The sequence below is a fragment of the Paeniglutamicibacter sp. MACA_103 genome, assembly GCF_045798555.1.
Classification (GTDB): Bacteria; Actinomycetota; Actinomycetes; order Actinomycetales; family Micrococcaceae; genus Paeniglutamicibacter.
Genome location: NZ_JBIXLN010000065.1, coordinates 1 through 17,128, shown reverse-complemented (window position 1 = coordinate 17,128; position 17,128 = coordinate 1). Strand labels below are relative to the sequence as shown.

Genomic DNA, 17,128 nt, shown 5'->3' with positions numbered 1-17,128 from the left:
GGGCTCTTCAGCGTCATCCTGCCCAAGTTCATGGACCCCGAACAAAAACCCCGACGCAACAACCACTGGCGCGACCGCGCCCAAAGCCCACCCCTGTTCTGAGGGTTGCGTTGCCGGTGACTTCCCATGCCCAGGCCCAATAACGGGCAAGCAAAAGGCCATGCAAAGAGGCGGTCCGCCCCCAGCCTGAACTGCTTGGAAGCGAACCGCCCTATGTCGCTCGGAGAACCTAGCGCTCCGGCATTCGGTGATTCATGGCCCGGGGCCGCCCTACAACGCTTCGGTAAGCTCCTTGGCTTCGGTCACGCATTCGGGGCACCGGCGCAGTTCCTCGTGGGCAGCGCAATCGGCGCAGAAAAGCCGAAGGTTGCGGCATGAAAGGTTGGAGCAATTCTCGAACTTGTTCGTTGGGGCCGAACAACACACGCATTGCCCAATGGTCACCGCATCGTCACTGAACTCCATGTGCATGCGCTTGTCGAACACATACAGTGATCCTTCCCACAGGCCCTTGTCGCCATAGGTTTCCCCATAACGCACGATGCCGCCCTGCATTTGGTAGACCTCCGTGAAGCCCCGCTTGACCATGAGCGCCGAAAGAACTTCGCAGCGGATGCCGCCGGTGCAATAGGTGACGATCGGCTGGTCCTTCATGTCGTCGTACTTGCCGGATTCGATCTCGGCAATGAAGTCATGGGTGGTTTCGACATCAGGCACGATCGCATTTTTGAACTTCCCGATCTGGGCCTCGAAGGCGTTGCGGCCATCGAAGAAGCGAACTTCCTGGCCCGCGGCCTTCTTGGTTTCTACGAGCTCATGCAGGGCTTCGGGCTTGAGATGAATTCCGCCGCCCACCACACCGTTTTCGTCGACTTCCAACTCGCCGGGGGCGCCAAAGGACACCACCTCCTCGCGGACCTTGACCGAGATCCGCGGGAAGTCATCAGCCGAACCCTCCGACCACTTGATGTCCATTTTCTTGAACGCCGGATATTCCCGGGTGGCCTTCACATAGGCCTTGACATCTTTGATCTCACCCCCGACCGTTCCGTTGATGCCATGACTGGAAATGATGATGCGGCCGCGCAGGCCCCACCTCTCCAGCAGGGCTCGCTGCCAGAGGCGCACGGCCTCGGGGTCGGCTAGCGGGGTGAAGGCGTAATACAAGACAATTCGGTTCTGCGACACGCTATTAAGGGTATGGCCTAGATTGCACGTGGAGCACGTGAAGTGGCAACCATCACCGGGTGAACACTGTGTTTCAAGGTTGCAACAGTTCGCCTAAATGCACGGCATGTAGGCAGTTCACGGGGTAGGGTCGGAATATGGGATCTTCTGCAAGCGATGAATTAATCGGTACATGGGTAACGGGCTGGGCTGGTGCACGAGGCTACGAGAGCAGGCACGAGGGCCGGGTCCATGCTGCCTTGCGCCATGACACCTCGGGTGACTGGGAGTATGTCATTTACGAGCCCTCCAATGAGGAATTGGTTGCCGTCGCCGAAACGCTGCACAAGCATCCCAAGCGTCGTCTGACGGCATTCGCAGATGAAACCGCATCGCTGATCGATGCCGCACAGGCGGCCGGACTCAAGGTACTCAATGCCGATGAGGTCCTGATGGTCACGGAGATGAGCGGCCACGATGTCGAAGAGCCCCGTCCATACGACGGGTTTTCCTTCCAGATCGAACGCGACCAGGCCCACGCCTACGTCTCCATCCACCCGGACGAGGACCCACAGGTCGTGGCCGCCAGCGGTCACGTTTCGGCGGTAAACGGCTACGCAATTTTTGACCGCATCATCACGGCACCGGATTTCCGCCGCCGCGGACTGGGCAGCCTGACCATGCGCGCATTGGTCTCCCTCGCCTTGGAGCACGATGTCGAGGAGGGGCTGCTGATCGCCAGCATCGACGGACAACAGCTCTACAAGTCCCTCGGCTGGACCGACCTGGGCAACGTCGTACTCTTTGAAGGACGCCAGGAGTCCTAACCGGCTCCGGCACCTCCAAGTGGTGGGTCTCGCTGATGCGAGGCCCACCACTTTCTTTGTGCCCTGGCCACCGGGGCTTCCCGGTGATGCCACAATGAAGCAGTGAACGCTTTTTCGGAACAGATCGCCCTGCTTGGCCACGGGCCAACACCCCAGGCGCTGCTCCATTCCCGGATCATCGAAGCCAGAGAGGCGCTACCCGGCCCATGGCCGGACTGGGTGCACCCGGAAGTACGGACCGCCTTTGAGCGCACGGGCGTGGACACGCCATGGCTGCATCAGGTGCAGGCGGCCACCCTCGCCCACGAGGGAAACCACACCATCGTTGCGACCGGCACCGCCTCGGGCAAGTCCTTGGCCTACCAGCTCCCCGCCCTAAACGCGATCCACACCTCGTCGTTGGCGAACCAGGCCAGCCTGATCCCGAACGACGCAACAGTGCTCTACCTGGCACCCACCAAGGCCCTGGCCGCCGACCAGCTCAAGGCCATCGAGGGCTACTCGCTTTCCACCGTTCGGGCCGCCAGCTACGACGGGGACACCGAGGTCTCGGCGCGGCGCTGGATCCGGGACCACTCGAACTTCATCCTCTCCAACCCCGACATGCTGCATTTCGGGATCCTGCCCAATCACACGTGGTGGGCGCGGGTGCTGCGCCGGCTTAAGTTCGTCGTCATCGACGAAGCCCATTCGTATCGTGGGGTCTTCGGCTCCAACATTGCCAATCTGCTGCGCCGCCTGCGCCGGATCTGTGCCCACTACGGGGCCGACCCGGTGTTCATCGGCGCCTCCGCGACCAGCGCGGACCCGGCTGCATCGTTTTCCCGGCTCATCGGTACCCCCGCCAGCGAGGTCACCAACGATTTCTCCCCCAAGGGTTCGGTGACCGTTGCCCTGTGGGAGCCGCCGCTGACGGAGCTGCACGGAGAGAACGGTGCGCCGACGCGCCGCACCGTCATCGCCGAAACCTCAAACCTGCTGGCCAACCTTGTCTGTTCCCAGGTGCGGACCCTGGCGTTCATCAAGTCCCGGCGCGGCGCCGAGACCATCGCCACGATCACCCGCTCCATGGTGGACCAGGTACATCCCTCGCTTCCCGGGCGGGTGGCCGCGTACCGTTCCGGGTACCTCCCCGCCGAGCGCCGGGAGCTAGAAAACGCTCTGCGCAACGGGACCCTGCTCGGGGTGGCCTCGACTTCGGCCCTTGAACTGGGCATTGACGTGGCTGGACTCGACGCGGTGCTGGTGGCGGGATGGCCCGGGACCCGGGCCTCGTTCTTCCAACAGATCGGGCGTGCCGGGCGCGCCGGGCAGGATTCGCTCGCCGTCCTGGTGGCCAGTGACGACCCGCTGGACACCTACCTGGTCAACCACCCCGAGGCGATTTTCGAGGCCGGGGTCGAGGCCACCGTCTTCGACCCGGAAAACCCCTATGTGCTCTCCGGGCACCTCTGCGCCGCCGCCGAAGAACTCCCGCTGCGCGTCGAGGACCTTGCTGCCTTCGGGCCCAGCGCGCACGGACTGCTCGACTCCCTGGTGGAGCGCGGGTTCCTGCGCCGCCGCCCTGCCGGCTGGTTCTGGACGCACCCCGAGCATGCAGCCTCCATGGTGAACCTGCGTGCCGACGGCGGCGGGCCGGTGAGCATCATCGAATCAGACACCGGGGCGCTGCTGGGCACCATGGACTCGCCGCAAACCCATTACCAGGCCCACAACGGCGCCATCTACGTGCACCAGGGTGCAACCTACGTGGTCGACGAGCTCAACGAAACCGACCACTGCGTCATGGTCACCCGGGCCAACCCCGACTTCTACACCCAGGCCCGGGACATCACCACCGTCGAGGTCGTCGACACCGCCCGCTCCGTGGACTGGGGGCCGATCACCGCGAACTTCGGCGACGTGGTGGTGACCACCCAGGTGGTCTCCTTCCAGCGCAAGTCGGTGATGAGCAACGAGATCCTCTCCGAGGAGCCGCTCGAACTGGAGGCCCGGGACCTGCACACCAAGTCCGTGTGGTTCACCATCCCGGAGAAGCGGCTGCTGGCCGCAGGGATCACCCCGGAGGAATTCCCGGGCTCCCTGCATGCGGCAGAACACGCCGCCATCGGGCTGTTGCCCCTGGTGGCTTCCAGCGACAGGTGGGACATCGGCGGGGTGTCCACCGCCCTGCACATGGACACCGGGATGCCCACGATTTTCGTTTACGACGGGCACCCCGGCGGCGCCGGTTTTGCGGAGCGCGGCTTCGACAAGGCCCGCGCCTGGCTCGGTGCCACTCGGGACGCGATCGCCGCCTGCGAATGTGCCACTGGGTGCCCCTCATGCGTGCAGTCCCCCAAGTGCGGAAACAAGAACAACCCGCTGGACAAGGCTGGTTCCGTCCGCCTGCTCACGGCCATCCTCCAGGAAGCCCAACGGGCGGCCGGGCCAGTCCAGGAAGGATAGGCCAGCACCGCCCGCCGTGGTTCTCCGGCACGGGTTCAGGGCCCGCGCCAGGGTTGCGGCGGCGGTCCTGCCCGTGCCACCGCTTTGGCGCGGGTCACCGGCGGCAACCAGCCCACCGGCGAGACCGCCACGTGGACAGCCACCGTCACGATTTCCCCGCCCGTTCCCTGACGCGAACAGTCGGTCAGAGTGGCCGCGTTGGCCGTGGCGGTGCTGGCCGCGACACCACATGGGTCCCCCGGCAGCAGCCGGCGGGCGGCATCCGCGGCGGCAAGGGCCGCCAGGTCCGCCGCGGTGCCAGCCTTGGCCGCGGCCTGGGCGACGGCCGTGAACATCAGTACCACCACCAGTGCCAGCGCGGCCACGCACACCACGGACAGCATGAGCACCGTCCCGCTGCCGTGTTCACCGCGCCGGGCCTGGCTCATGGCTGCTGCTCCGTGCGGGCGCGGGCCTCCGCCCGCAGCTGGACCTCGCCAAGCAGTGGCAAATCCACTCCGGAACGCACCACGACGTGGCCGTAGCCGCCGCCCTGGCCGCAGCTGACGTTGATCCTGCCACCGGCGATGCGTTGGGCGGTGCCGACGGCCTCACCGGGGTCGGAACCGCGCGCCAGTTCCCTGGCCGCGGCGCTGGCCGCCTGCTGGATGCGCACCTGCTCGCCTCCCACCGCCCCCGCACCCGCGACCACGGCCAGCAAGATGGCCACGGCGGGCATCAAGACGGCGACCTCGGCGGTGCTGCTGCCGGCCTGTGAATGCCTGGCCATGGTGATAATCCCTTTCTTCTAGAAGGAGAGAGCCTGACGGATCAGGCCCATCAGCAGTCCACGTACGTCGCCGCTGGAGAGAATGCTCACCAACAGGCCGGCGAATGCCACGGCGGCCAGGGTGACGATGGCGAATTCGGCGGTGGTGCTGCCTTCCTCGTCGTTGAGCACGCCGGATGGCGGCTCGATGGAGTCCTGCAGGTCGATGTGGCCCGGGGCGGGGGCGATGTTGTTGTCCATGGTTTTGTCCTTTGCTTGTGCTGGGGGTACGGGTTGCTCCTGGAGGGGGTCGGGATTGGCCGCCGGCCCTGACGTCGGACCGTGGGCGGCTCCCGATTCGAGTGTGGGCGTTTGTTCCCGGGCCCCGGGAGGGTTGGTGGCCCTGCTGGGGATAACAGTGGGCGGCGGTGCCTGTCGCCCGTGCGAAGGGCGTGGCAGCGGTGCGGGAAAGAGCCGGCCACTAGAATTGCGGCATCAGGGAGATCACCACCGGCACCACGCCCAGGGCGATGAAGGCCGGAAGCGCACACAAACCCAGCGGGACCACCAACTTGATGCCGAATTCCGCACCGCGTGCCTCCGCCTCCCGCACGGCACGTTTGCGCGTGGCGGCGGCGCTGGAGCGCAGCAGGGCCGCCGCCGGGGCCCCGGAGAGCTGGGTGAAGCGCAGGGTCTGCTCGAGTTCGCCGGCCGGCCCGGTGCCCTGCCCCCAGGCGCTCTCCCACCCGACGTTCAAATCCAGGGCGCGCGAGACACGAAGCAGGGACCCGTACCCCGGGACGTTGGTGCCAATGATCTGCAGCACGGCCCGGATCGGGAGCCCCGATTCCAGCAGGGTGGCGCACATTTCAAGCACCAGCGGCACCGGTTCGGCGGGCGCCTCGGGGCCGTTCCGGGCAATCGTCGACCTCCTGCCAGGTCCCGGGAACGGGGGCCGGGCGGGTGCCGAAATGCCGATCCACACCGCGACCCCCGCCAGCAACACCGCCGCCATGGCCCCGATCACGAGGGCACCTTGTTGGAGATGGCGCGCAACATCCGCGCACACCAGTAGCGGTTGCCCAGCCAGAGGCACACCCCGCAAACCAGTGCGACCCGGCCCACCGAATGGGTCGTGAGCACCGCCAGCGGATTGATGCCCAGCAACTGGCCCAATCCCAGCCCGATGCCCGGCAGGTACGTCAGCAGCCGGCTCGTGGCCCGCGGTCCGGCGAGCGCCGCCTGCAGGGCGCGGTGCATGTCGGCGGCGGTCTCCGCTTCCTCGGCCAGGGTGTCGAGCAGGTCCGCGAGCGCCGCCCCCGATTCCTGGCTGATGGCAAAGCACCAAGCCAGGCGGTTCCACAGCCGCCCGTGGCCCGGACTTGCGACCGCGTGGGCGGCCAGCCCCTCCTGCAGGGTCCCGCCGGTGCGCCACTGCGCCAGGGCACGGGTGCAGCCGGTGTGGATGTCGGAAGCGGTGCGGGTGGAACCCGCTGCCCAGAGGGTCTCCAACAGGCCGAAGGCCGCGGCCGGGCTGGTGCCGGCGCGCAGCAGGGCAGCGAGCTGGCGAATGAGCTTGGCGTAGTCCTCGGCGTCGGCTGCAAGGTTCGTTCGATGGCGACGCACCCGGTCCGGTCGGGCGCCGGCGGCCGGTGGCTTGCGGTGGGTGTTTCCGGGGGCCAGCCACAGCCACGTCGCCGTCCCCAGCGCGACCACCGCGCAGGCGAGGCTCACCATGGGCTCGCCTCCCCCGCCGCTTGCAGTCGCGTCCTGAACCAGTCAAGGGCCCCGGGATCGGCCTCCCGCGTCCCGGTTTCCCTGATCATGCGCACCGCCAGCGTCCCTGCCTCGGTGAGCACCACCCTGCCCAGCTGGACGGGCCTGCGGAGGCCGGTGGCGGGATCCCGCCAGACGTGGATGAGCACGTCCAGTGCGCTGGCCGCCTGCAGCGCTGTGGCGGCCGCATCCATGGAGGCGAGCGCTCCCATGGCCGCAAGCCGGGCCGGGACCGCGCTGACGCTGTTGGCATGCACGGTGCCTGCCGCCCCCTCGTGGCCGGTGTTCATGGCGCCGAGGAACTCGCGCACCTCCGCTCCCCGGCATTCGCCGACCACCAGCCGGTCCGGACGCATGCGCAGCGCCTGGCGCACCAGGGTGTCCATCCCGATTTCCCCGGCCCCCTCGACGTTCCCGCCGCGGCTTTGCAGGCCCACCAGGTGCGGGTGCGCGGGCGCGAGTTCCTGGGAGTCCTCGACCACGATGATTCTCTCGTTGCCCGGGACCCGGGCGAGCATGGCGGCCAGCAGCGTGGTCTTCCCGGCCCCGGTGCCCCCGGAGACCAGGAAGTTCAGTTTCGCCGCCACGATGGCCCCGAGCGCCGCCAGCCAGCCGGGGTCCTCGACGAGCATCTCCAGCCGCTGGTTCCGGTTGCCCTTGATGCGGATGGACAGCAGCGGTCCGCCGGTGGAGATCGGGGGCAGCACCGCGTGGATGCGGTAGTTGCCCAGGGAGACGTCGACGAAGGGCTGGGAGTCATCCAGCCGCCGTCCCCCGGCCGCGGCCAGGCGCACCGCCAGGGCACGGATTTGTTCGGGTTCGGTGAAGGTGAGCTCCGAAGCGTGCAGGCCCGCGCTACCGTCCACCCAGACCTGTCCCTTGGCGTCGATGAGGATGTCGGTGGTTCCGGGGACCTGGGCCAGGCGTTCGAGGACCCCGAGCCCGTGGATGTCGTCGCTCAGGCTGCGCAGCATCTCGGTGCTGCTCGCCGCTCCCATGACGCGCCCGGAAGCCCGCACCGCCGAGGCCAACTCCACCTCGCTCAAGCCGCCGCCCTGGCCCATGGCCCGCAGCCTGACTTCCTCCAGGACCCGGGCCGGGGCCGCAGGTACCTGCGCGCTGGCCGGCGCCTGGGCTTCCCAGCGTCTGCGCCCGCGGCGTACGGTCCCGGGAATCCCGCCAGGGGTCGGCTCGGGCCCGCTCATGCCGCCTGCCCCGTTTCCGCCGCCCGCTGCCGGGATTCACCCTGGCCCTGGCCCAGCGACGACACGGTCCGGCGCAGCGAGCGGCGCACCAACACGTTCATCAGCGATCCGTCCGCGGCGCCGCGCGAGATAGCACGGCTGGGCGCGAAATATCCGCCGAGCTCGATGCCCGCCCGTTGCGCCAGCAAGCGGGTGTCGATCCCGGAGCCGAGCTTGCCGGTGAGGATCAGCTTCCAGTCCCCCGCCCGTTCCCCCAGCCGCCGTCCGGTGCCGGCCGCCGCGTTCCCGGAGCGGGCCCCGAGCAGCAGCAGCCGGGTGTCTGCCAGAGCCGCCATGGATGCAGGGACCCCGGTGAAGTGCCCCGCGTCGATGACGATGTGCTCGTAGATGCGCCGGGAGGCGGCCAGCACCTCGGCCAGCAGGGCTTCGGAGGGCACGAAGCAGCCGGGGTTCCGCACCCAGGAAAGCACCGCGGTCCCCTGGGACAGCGGCAGTATCTCGGCCAGCTGGCCCGGGGAGAGCTGGCCCCGGGAGTTTTCCAGGTCCTCCCATCCCAGCCCGTCCGGTTCCCGCGGCTTGAGCACCGGCCAAAGCCCTGCCGAATGCGGGTCCGCATCAAGCAGCAGGGTGCGGGATCCGTCCAGCGTCGCGGTGGCGGCCAGCAGGGCGGCGAAGGTGCTGGTTCCGGCCCCGCCGCCGGCCCCGGCGACGAGGGTGAGGTGGGCGCGTCCGGAGTGCAGCCCCAGCTCCCCCAGGTATTCGCCGAGCCATGCCGCGGCCGCCGGCAACACCGCCACGCGGGCCCCGGGACAGGTGGCGGCCGCGCGCCAAAGCACGTCCTGGTGTTCCTCGGCCCCGACGAGGATGAGCGTGGAGGCCGCCAGCCGCGACCCGATCTCCCCCACCGCGTCCTGGCCCACCAGGATCACCTCGTCCCGGTGGGCGGCGGCCTGTTCCACGTCCCGGCAGGGCAGCAGCTGGACCCCGGCCCCCACGGCTATCGAGGCCAGCACCTGGGCAAGTTCCACGTCGCGGCTGAGCAGGATGCAGCGGGCAAGTTCCGCCGGCCGGGACCCGGCACCGCTCACGGGGGCATCGGCGGAAACCGCGCGCTGCGCCCCGACGGAGCCGTCCCGGGCTGGTTCCTGCCCCCGGGACGGCCCCGGGAACGGTTCCGCCCGCGGGGAGGGTTCCGCTTGCGGGGAGGCGTGCGTCGCCTGGTCCGGCGCAGCGGCGGTCTTCGTCGTCCGGGCATCCTGCCCGACGCGGGCGGCACGCAGTGCCGGAAGTTGCAGGGTACGCTGGCCCGCGCCGGGCAGCCGGGCCACAAATCGCATCTCGTCGTTCATGCCTTACAGCGTGGTCCCCGCATGGTTGCGGGGTGAAGCCCCCGGGCCGCAGCAGGAGGACAACCTGCCCCGCGCCGGCTCGCCGGGTGTGCGGGAAAGCAGGAAATGCAATGCCGGGGGCAGGTCGCGGCCGGGGACGGGTAGGAAACTGCGAGAATGGAGCGTGCAGCAATTTGCGGTAGTGGCCACCCACTCCATGTCCCAGCCAGAGTCCGAAGCCGGATCGGCCGCCGCCGTGGTGCAGCTCGTCGATGCCGCGGGCACCGCCTTGGTCCCCCCGGTGCAGGTGTACGGCAATTCCCTGCCGGCCGTGGTGGCGGAGCTGGAGGCCTCGAGGAAGCCGCGTTGGGTCTTCGACTCGGTGCACTCCTGGTACCCGGGGCTGCTGGCCGCCGGGGTGCGCATCGAGCGGGTGCACGACGTGGGCCTGGTCCGCGCCATCCTGCGCAACGCCCCCTACGCGGTGGACGGCGGCTACCTCGCCTCCATCCATCGCCAGGCGGATCCCTCCGCCGCCGCCCCCGCGCACCTGTTGCCTCCGGCCCGGGTCTCCGCGGACCAGGGAGAGCTGTTCTCCGAGCCCAAGGACAGCACCGGGGCGCTGGAGAACGTGCTGGCCGAGTTCCTGGCCCAGCGTGCGGCGGTCCCCGACTCCGAGCGCGGTGCACGCCTGGGCCTGTTGCTGGCCGCCGAGTCGGCCGGCGCGCTCATCGGCGCCGAAATGACCCATGCCGGGGTGCCCTGGGACGTGGAAGAGCACCACCGGCTGCTGCACGAGGCCCTGGGCCCCCGCGTCCCGGCCGGGGTGCGCCCGCCGAAGATGGAGGAGCTGGCCGCCGAACTGCGTCGGCTGCTGGACGCGCCCACGCTTAACCCGGATTCACCGGCGGAGCTGCTCAAGGCCATGAACCGGGCGGGCATCGCGGTGACCAACACGCGGGCCTGGGAGCTGACGGAGATCAAGCACCCGGTCATCGGGCCGCTGCTGGCCTACAAGAAGATCGCCCGGCTGGCCACCGCCAACGGCTATGCCTGGGTGGACCGCTGGGTTTCCGGCGGGCGCTTCCGCCCCGAGTACATCGTCGGCGGGGTGGTCACCGGGCGCTGGGCCTCCCACGGCGGCGGGGCGCTGCAGATCCCGCACCAGGTCCGCTCCGCCGTGCGGGCGGATCCGGGCAAGGTGCTGGTGGTGGCCGATGCCGCGCAGCTGGAGCCGCGCATCCTGGCAGCGCTTTCCCGGGACGACGCGCTGGCCACCGCCGCCCGCGCCCAGGACCTCTACCAGGGCATTGCCGACGCCGGGTTCGGCGGGGACCGGGCCCACGCCAAGGTCGCGATGCTCGGGGCCATGTACGGGGCCACCAGCGGGGAATCAGGCCGGCTGATGCCCAAGCTCAAGGCCACCTACCCCCAGGCCGTGGGCCTGGTGGAGTGGGCCGCGGCGCAGGGCGAGGCCGGGGCCGGCGTGTCGACGTTCCTGGGCCGCGGCACCCCCGAGGCACCGGAGGCCTGGCTGAAGTCCAGGTCGCGGGCCTCATCGGAAGCCGAGCAACGCGCCGTGGAGGCCGAGGGCCGCTCGCGCGGGCGCTTCACCCGCAACTTCATCGTCCAGGGCACCGCGGCGGAATGGGCGCTGTGCTGGATGGGCGAGCTGCGCAGGCGGCTGAACGCGGGCCGCGCGGCGGGCATCGATGCCGGGGAGCTGGTGTTTTTCCTGCACGACGAGATCATGCTCCACGTCCCGGCGCAGCAGGCCGACACCGTGGTCCAACTGGTGCACGAGTCGGCCAGGACCGCCTCCGCGCTGCTCTTCGGGCAGATCCCGGTGGATTTCCCGGTCACCGCGGTCATCGTCGACTCCTACGACCAGGCCAAGTAGCGCGAGGGGCCGCCGGGGGCCACCTGCGGGGCAGGCGCTAGGGCTTGCGGCGGTCGCCGACGGCGATGGGCACCTCGCGGCCCTCGTCCCAGGGCAGCGTCCAGCCCAGGTCGTTGAAGATCCTATCCAGCATGATGCCGGTGAAGCCCCAGATGAAGCCGCCGGCCACGTCGAAGGCCGGGGCGCAAAAGCGCTGCCCGTCGCGTTCGACGACCGCGGAGACCCGGTTGGCCGGATCCAGCAGGTCGGCCACGGGCGCGCGGAAGACCGTGGAGGATTCGGCCGTATCGACCACGAACACCTCCGAGGTCTGGTGCCACCAGCCGATGACCGGGGTGACGATGAAGTTGGTGATGGGCAGCTCCGCATCGGGCAGCACGCCGAGGATCTCCACCCCGGCCGGGTCCAGCCCGGTTTCCTCCTGTGCCTCGCGCAGGGCCGCGGCGACCGCGTCGTTATCCTCCGCATCGACCTTGCCTCCGGGGAAGGCGACCTGCCCGGCGTGCTTGCGCAGCGTGTCGGCCCGGGTCACGAAGAGCACGTCCAAATCCTCGTGGACCGACTTCACGCCGGTGGCCGCGGGCACGTCGTCGAGGCGGCCGAAGAGGATCAGCACCGCGGCGTGCCGGGCGCTGGCCGGATCCAGCGGGTTGAACACCCAGGTGCTGGGCATCTTGGTCGCCGTGTCCGGGCCGCGGCCGGCAAGGTGCGCCTTGGCGTCGATCATGGCCAGCAATTCGCTGCGTACGCTCATGCTTCCAGACCATACCCCTCGGCGCGCAGCTCGCGGCGCGTGGCCCCGGCGCGCATCCGCTCCAGCAATTCCTCGCGCCCCGGCGCCAGCTCGTACTTGAGCAGCTTGGCGGCCTTGGCCTCGTCGGTCTCGCCCTCGCCGTAGGCCGGGCAGAGCGTGGTCAGCGGGCAGGCGCCGCAGGCGGGCTTGCGGGCGTGGCAGACCCGCCGTCCGTGGAACACCACACGGTGGCTGAGCGTGGTCCAGTCCTTCGGCTCGAAGAGCTCGCCGACCGCGTGCTCGATCTTCACCGGGTCCGTTTCCCTGCTCCAGCCGAAGCGGCGGGCCAGGCGCATGAAGTGCGTGTCCACGGTGATGCCCGGGACCCCGAACGCGTTGCCGAGGACCACGTTGGCGGTCTTGCGTCCCACCCCGGCCAGGGTCACCAGGTCCTCCAGCCGCCCGGGAACCACCCCGTCGTACTCGTCGACGATGCGCGTGGACAGGGCCAGCAACGAGGTGGCCTTGGCGCGGAAGAACCCGGTGGGGCGGATCAACTCCTGCAGGGCCTCGGGCTCCGCCTGGCTCATGGCCAGCGGATCGGGGTACGCGGCGAAGAGCGCGGGGGTGATCGCGTTGACCCGCACGTCGGTGGTCTGGGCCGAGAGCACCGTGGCCACCAGCAGCTCGAAGGCGTTGGTGAAGTCCAGCTCCGCGACCGCGTACGGATAGGTCTCGGCCAGGATCCGGTTGATCTTGCGCGCCCGGCGCTTGCGCCCCAGTGCCGTCTCTTCGCGATCCATGCCTACTTGTCCGGGAACTGCAGGTCGTCGAGGTTGCGCAGCACCGCGGGCCGCCCGTCGGCGAGGTTGACGAGGTATTCGGTGCCGCGGTCCTCCAGGCACAGGATCCAGGCGCCGGGGTTCAGCGTGGAAAGCATCGTGCCGTTGACCGGGTGGAAGACCGGGCGCGGGTGGTTCAGCGCAAACCAGAAGCTGGCGGCCTCCTCCTCGTGGCCGTCGTGCGCGTGCACCTCGGCCTTCGCGCCGAAGGAGGACTCCGACTCGGCCTTGGCGCGTTCGACGGCCGCCTGGTGTGCTGCGATGTCGGCACGCGAGAGGGCGGCGGTGGCCTTGATGTCGGTGCCGGCCCGCGGCGTGGCCATGGTGGCCGGGTGGGCCGGATCCTGTGCCTCGGCGTCCGTCGCCGTGGCGTCGGCATGCTCGGCCTTGGGTGCCTCGGCCCTGGACTCCTTCCCGGACGTGGCAGCGGCGGCCGGAGTGGCCGCCCGATTCGCCTCGGGCTTCGCTGCGTCCTCCTGCCTTGAGGCATCCGCCGGCTTCGCGGTTTGCGCGTCGGTGGAGCCGGACGAGGTTTCCCGGGCATTTGCCGCCGTGGCCGAATGCGTCGCGTCGGCATCTGCCGCGTCCGCAGCGGTGCGCGGTTCGGCAGCAGACTCGGTGCCGGACTCGGTGCCGGACTCGGTCTCCGGCGCATCCTTTGCTTCGGCGACCGACTTCCATTCGGTGAGCGGATGCGCTGCGTCCGTCTCGTCCGGGTTGCCGGCCGACGCGTTGCCGGCCTGCTGTGCATCCTTCGCGGCGGGGGCATCTGCCTCACCGGCGCCGGGTGCCGCGGTGTTCGCCGCTGCCGGAGCGGCTTGCTCGGCGGCCTTGGCCTCGGAGCCGTTGGAGGCATTGACGGCCGATTCCCGACGCTGGGCAGCTGCGGAAGAATCGTGGGCCGGGGATTTCTTGTCCGACGCGGCATCCGTTGCCGCGGCCGCGGCAACTCCCGTGGCGGCAACACCGGCGGCTGCACCGGCGGTGGCGCGGGCTGCGGGTGTGCCGGTTGCGGGGGCGGAAGCGGAGGAAGTTTCACCGCGGCCCTCGGGCTTGCCGGTCACCGGTGTGGCGGGACGGCCTGCGGAAGCGCTGCCGGCACCGGCACTGGCGGCGCTGCTGGCGCCGAAACCGTCGGATCCGGACTCGGAATCCGAGGCAGCGGCCTGCGCCGCGGGCTTCTTGGCGGCAAGGGCCACCGGGTGCACGTCGGCGGCGAGCACCGAGTCGCCGCCGGAGACGAAGTCGCGGCGGAAGACCCCGAGGTAGGTGGCAAGCGTGGTGCCGGCGACCATGGCCAATGCACCGAGGAGCCCGAGCAGGTATGCCGGCGACATGGAGGCAACATAGGAGTTGAAGAAGTATGCGGCGGCGAACAGCCCCACCACCGAACCGGCCTGGTCAAGGCTCAACGAGGCGACGCGGACCCGCGTGCGGCCGGTGAGCCGGCGCCACAGGAACGCCGCGGCGATGCCAAGGGGCAGCAGCAGCGAAACAAAAAGGTGGAAGGGCAGGCCCGGGAAAATCCACATGTTCACCGCTACGGACTTGGTCCACGGGATCGGGACCAGCGATCCGACGAGCACCAGCACCCCGCCGACCACGACGAGGGCGTCGCGCATCGTTAGCGGCCCGAGGACCGGCTTGAGCGCGTGTCCGGGCTGCGAACCCTGTGCCTTTGCGTGCACCTTATCCATGTGAAGACTCCGCTTCTGCTCTGTGTTGCATTCTGTCCGTGCACCGGCACCCGGCATATGTTCCCGCGGCACCCGTGGATCGGGCGGCCGGTGTCCGGTTTTCCGCGGAATTAGGCAACGGCTACTGACAACCCTATCCGCGCGACGGCACAACCGGCGCGTTTTGGCACACCGGGTCGCTTCTCGCGTTGCCCCGGCCCGGCGGCGGCGGCATTGCTGCCGTAGCTGCCCGGCGCCGCGGACCGGCAACCACTGAACGCGCATGGGACGCCGCTCGGCGCACAATCACCACCCTCCACTGTCATACTTGTGACGGACCACACCCCAGCCCTCCGTGCGGCTGTAACCTGAATCACAAGACCCACCCGTTTGTTATTGGAAGGACCAAAACCGTGTCGGAAACCCACACCCCCACGCTTGACAACCTCTCGCACGAAACCCGCGCCTTTGCCCCGAGCGCGGAGTTCACGGCCACCGCCATCGGCAAGCCGGAACAATACGAGGCGGCCAAGGCCGACCGCCTGGGGTACTGGGCCGACACCGCCCGCAACGTCTTGACCTGGGACACCGATTTCACGCAGGTCCTGGACTGGTCGCAGGCGCCGGTGGCCAAGTGGTTCGCCGACGGCAAGGTCAACGCCGCCTACAACGCGCTGGACCGCCACGTCGAGAACGGGCTCGGCGACCGCGTCGCCATCCACTTCGAGGGCGAGCCGGGCGACACCCGCTCCTACACCTACAAGCAGCTCACCACGGCGGTGAAGCAGGCCGCCAACGCCTTCGAGTCCCTCGGCGTGGCCAAGGGCGACCGCGTCGCCGTGTACCTGCCGATGATCCCGGAAGCCGTGATCACCATGCTGGCGTGCGCCCGCATCGGCGCCATCCACTCGGTGGTCTTCGGCGGCTTCTCCGCCGACGCGCTGCGCAGCCGCATCGACGACGCCGAGGCCAAGCTCGTGGTCACAGCCGACGGCACCTGGCGCCGCGGCAAGCCCTCGGCACTGAAGCCGGCCGTCGACGAGGCCCTGGCCGCCGAAGGCCACACCGTCCAAAACGTGGTCGTCGTCAAGCGCAACGGGCAGGACGTCGAATGGAACGATTCGCTGGACAAGTGGTGGTCCGAGGTCGTGGACACCGCTTCGACCGAGCACACCGCCGTGGGCCACGAATCCGAGCACCCGCTCTTCGTGCTCTACACCTCCGGCACCACCGGCAAGCCCAAGGGCATCATCCACACCACCGGCGGCTACCTGGTCCAGGCCGCGGCCACGCACCGCGACACCTTCGACCTGCACCCGGAGACCGACGTGTTCTGGTGCACCGCGGACATCGGCTGGGTCACCGGACACTCCTACGTCACCTACGCGCCGCTGATCAACGGCACCACCCAGGTCATGTACGAGGGCACCCCGGATTCCCCGCACCAGGGCCGCTGGTGGGAGATCATCGAAAAGTACGGCGTCACCATCCTGTACACCGCCCCCACCGCCATCCGCACCTTCATGAAGTGGGGCCGGCAGATCCCGGACTCCTACGACCTGTCCTCGCTGCGCGTGCTCGGCTCGGTGGGCGAACCCATCAACCCCGAGGCGTGGATGTGGTACCGCGACGTCATCGGCTCCAACAACGGCAAGAACGGGGAAAAGAAGGATCACCCGACCCCGATCGTGGACACCTGGTGGCAGACCGAGACCGGCGCGCACATGATCGCCCCGCTGCCGGGCGTCACCGCGACCAAGCCGGGCTCCGCCCAAACACCGGTCCCGGGCATCACCGTGGACGTCGTCGATGAGATGGGCGTTTCCGTCGCCAACGGCGAGGGCGGCTTCCTGGTCATCCGCGACCCGTGGCCGGGCATGCTGCGCGGCATCTGGGGCGACATGGACCGCTACAAGGAGACCTACTGGTCGCGCTTCGAGGACATGTACTTCGCCGGCGACGGCGCCAAGAAGGACGAGGACGGCGACATCTGGCTGCTGGGGCGCGTGGACGACGTCATGAACGTCTCCGGCCACCGCCTGTCCACCACCGAGATCGAGTCCTCCCTGGTCGCCCACCCGTACGTGGCCGAGGCCGCCGTGGTCGGCGCGAAGGACGAGACCACCGGTGAGGCCGTGGTCGCGTTCGTGATCCTGCAGATCGAACCCGAGGCAGGCGAGGACGTGGTCGCCACGCTGCGCAACCACGTCGGCAAGGACATCGGCCCGATCGCCAAGCCGCGCCACATCCTGGTGGTCCCCGAGCTGCCCAAGACCCGTTCGGGCAAGATCATGCGCCGCCTGCTCAAGGACGTCGCCGAGGGTCGCGAGGTCGGGGACGCCACGACTCTGGCGGACAACACCGTGATGACGCAGATCGCCGAGTCGATGCGCAAGTAGCGCGCCTCCGGGCGATCGGCCGGGGGGGGGGGGGGGGGGGGGGGGGGGGGGGGGGGGGGGGGGGGGGGCGGGCGGGGGG

Annotated in this window: 15 protein-coding genes; 4 read left to right on the top strand and 11 right to left on the bottom strand. The window is 69.4% G+C overall.

The features are described from left to right. Window positions 1–270 precede the first annotated feature (270 nt). On the bottom strand, window positions 271–1,188 hold the full coding sequence (locus tag ACIPVK_RS20230) for a rhodanese-related sulfurtransferase (protein ID WP_407613783.1): 918 nt from the start codon (window positions 1,186–1,188) through the stop codon (window positions 271–273). Window positions 1,189–1,325: 137 nt separating this feature from the next. On the opposite strand from ACIPVK_RS20230, the gene ACIPVK_RS20225 reads away from it, so the two are divergent. Continuing rightward, window positions 1,326–1,994, top strand: coding sequence for a GNAT family N-acetyltransferase (locus ACIPVK_RS20225; protein ID WP_407613782.1), 669 nt, complete (start codon window positions 1,326–1,328; stop codon window positions 1,992–1,994). A gap of 102 nt (window positions 1,995–2,096) precedes the next feature. Continuing rightward, window positions 2,097–4,442, top strand: a complete 2,346-nt coding sequence (locus ACIPVK_RS20220) for a DEAD/DEAH box helicase (protein WP_407613781.1) — start codon at window positions 2,097–2,099, stop codon at window positions 4,440–4,442. A gap of 35 nt (window positions 4,443–4,477) precedes the next feature. Here the strand turns inward: ACIPVK_RS20220 and ACIPVK_RS20215 are convergent, their stop codons facing one another. From ACIPVK_RS20215 to ssd, 7 genes are all read right to left on the bottom strand, one after another. Beyond that, entirely contained in the window at window positions 4,478–4,870 is a 393-nt protein-coding gene (locus tag ACIPVK_RS20215) for an Rv3654c family TadE-like protein (RefSeq protein WP_407613780.1), read from the bottom strand. Then, window positions 4,867–5,211, bottom strand: a complete 345-nt coding sequence (locus tag ACIPVK_RS20210) for a TadE family type IV pilus minor pilin (RefSeq protein WP_407613779.1) — start codon at window positions 5,209–5,211, stop codon at window positions 4,867–4,869. Before ACIPVK_RS20210 ends, ACIPVK_RS20215 begins: the two co-directional genes overlap by 4 nt. 18 nt (window positions 5,212–5,229) lie before the next feature. Next, window positions 5,230–5,451 carry a DUF4244 domain-containing protein gene (locus ACIPVK_RS20205; protein ID WP_407613778.1) on the bottom strand — a complete coding sequence of 74 codons (222 nt, stop codon included), beginning with the start codon at window positions 5,449–5,451 and terminating at the stop codon, window positions 5,230–5,232. 220 nt (window positions 5,452–5,671) lie between these two features. Next, window positions 5,672–6,217 carry a type II secretion system F family protein gene (locus ACIPVK_RS20200; protein ID WP_407613777.1) on the bottom strand — a complete coding sequence of 182 codons (546 nt, stop codon included), beginning with the start codon at window positions 6,215–6,217 and terminating at the stop codon, window positions 5,672–5,674. Continuing rightward, window positions 6,214–6,927: a type II secretion system F family protein gene (locus tag ACIPVK_RS20195; protein WP_407613776.1), complete on the bottom strand. Its 714-nt coding sequence runs from the start codon at window positions 6,925–6,927 to the stop codon at window positions 6,214–6,216. Before ACIPVK_RS20195 ends, ACIPVK_RS20200 begins: the two co-directional genes overlap by 4 nt. Continuing rightward, the gene (locus ACIPVK_RS20190; protein ID WP_407613775.1) at window positions 6,921–8,171 is read right to left on the bottom strand and encodes a TadA family conjugal transfer-associated ATPase; all 1,251 of its coding nucleotides are present in this window, start codon (window positions 8,169–8,171) and stop codon (window positions 6,921–6,923) included. Before ACIPVK_RS20190 ends, ACIPVK_RS20195 begins: the two co-directional genes overlap by 7 nt. Continuing rightward, window positions 8,168–9,520, bottom strand: coding sequence for a septum site-determining protein Ssd (gene ssd / locus ACIPVK_RS20185; RefSeq protein ID WP_407613774.1), 1,353 nt, complete (start codon window positions 9,518–9,520; stop codon window positions 8,168–8,170). Before ssd ends, ACIPVK_RS20190 begins: the two co-directional genes overlap by 4 nt. 163 nt (window positions 9,521–9,683) lie before the next feature. On the opposite strand from ssd, the gene ACIPVK_RS20180 reads away from it, so the two are divergent. Further along, window positions 9,684–11,399, top strand: a complete 1,716-nt coding sequence (locus ACIPVK_RS20180) for a bifunctional 3'-5' exonuclease/DNA polymerase (protein ID WP_407613773.1) — start codon at window positions 9,684–9,686, stop codon at window positions 11,397–11,399. A 37-nt stretch (window positions 11,400–11,436) separates the two neighbouring features. Here the strand turns inward: ACIPVK_RS20180 and ACIPVK_RS20175 are convergent, their stop codons facing one another. From ACIPVK_RS20175 to ACIPVK_RS20165, 3 genes are read right to left on the bottom strand one after another with little or no spacing between them, the layout of a single operon-like run. Then, window positions 11,437–12,153 (bottom strand): NUDIX hydrolase, encoded by a 717-nt coding sequence (locus tag ACIPVK_RS20175; RefSeq protein ID WP_407613772.1) that lies wholly within the window; start codon window positions 12,151–12,153, stop codon window positions 11,437–11,439. Beyond that, the gene (gene nth, locus ACIPVK_RS20170; protein ID WP_407613771.1) at window positions 12,150–12,935 is read right to left on the bottom strand and encodes an endonuclease III; all 786 of its coding nucleotides are present in this window, start codon (window positions 12,933–12,935) and stop codon (window positions 12,150–12,152) included. Before nth ends, ACIPVK_RS20175 begins: the two co-directional genes overlap by 4 nt. A 2-nt stretch (window positions 12,936–12,937) precedes the next feature. Next, complete coding sequence (locus ACIPVK_RS20165; protein WP_407613770.1) at window positions 12,938–14,671, bottom strand: hypothetical protein; 1,734 nt, start codon at window positions 14,669–14,671, stop codon at window positions 12,938–12,940. 392 nt (window positions 14,672–15,063) lie between these two features. On the opposite strand from ACIPVK_RS20165, the gene acs reads away from it, so the two are divergent. After that, on the top strand, window positions 15,064–17,049 hold the full coding sequence (acs, locus tag ACIPVK_RS20160; RefSeq protein WP_407613769.1) for an acetate--CoA ligase: 1,986 nt from the start codon (window positions 15,064–15,066) through the stop codon (window positions 17,047–17,049). Window positions 17,050–17,128: the final 79 nt, after the last annotated feature.

What these genes read in the sequence shown, in the direction of transcription:
- ACIPVK_RS20225 (WP_407613782.1), top strand. Translation starts at nt 1,326, where the DNA reads ATGGGATCTTCTGCAAGCGATGAATTAATCGGTACATGGGTAACGGGC.
- ACIPVK_RS20215 (WP_407613780.1), bottom strand. Translation starts at nt 4,870, where the DNA reads ATGAGCCAGGCCCGGCGCGGTGAACACGGCAGCGGGACGGTGCTCATG.
- ACIPVK_RS20210 (WP_407613779.1), bottom strand. Translation starts at nt 5,211, where the DNA reads ATGGCCAGGCATTCACAGGCCGGCAGCAGCACCGCCGAGGTCGCCGTC.
- ACIPVK_RS20205 (WP_407613778.1), bottom strand. Translation starts at nt 5,451, where the DNA reads ATGGACAACAACATCGCCCCCGCCCCGGGCCACATCGACCTGCAGGAC.
- ACIPVK_RS20195 (WP_407613776.1), bottom strand. Translation starts at nt 6,927, where the DNA reads ATGGTGAGCCTCGCCTGCGCGGTGGTCGCGCTGGGGACGGCGACGTGG.
- ACIPVK_RS20190 (WP_407613775.1), bottom strand. Translation starts at nt 8,171, where the DNA reads ATGAGCGGGCCCGAGCCGACCCCTGGCGGGATTCCCGGGACCGTACGC.
- ssd (WP_407613774.1), bottom strand. Translation starts at nt 9,520, where the DNA reads ATGAACGACGAGATGCGATTTGTGGCCCGGCTGCCCGGCGCGGGCCAG.
- ACIPVK_RS20175 (WP_407613772.1), bottom strand. Translation starts at nt 12,153, where the DNA reads ATGAGCGTACGCAGCGAATTGCTGGCCATGATCGACGCCAAGGCGCAC.
- nth (WP_407613771.1), bottom strand. Translation starts at nt 12,935, where the DNA reads ATGGATCGCGAAGAGACGGCACTGGGGCGCAAGCGCCGGGCGCGCAAG.
- ACIPVK_RS20165 (WP_407613770.1), bottom strand. Translation starts at nt 14,671, where the DNA reads ATGGATAAGGTGCACGCAAAGGCACAGGGTTCGCAGCCCGGACACGCG.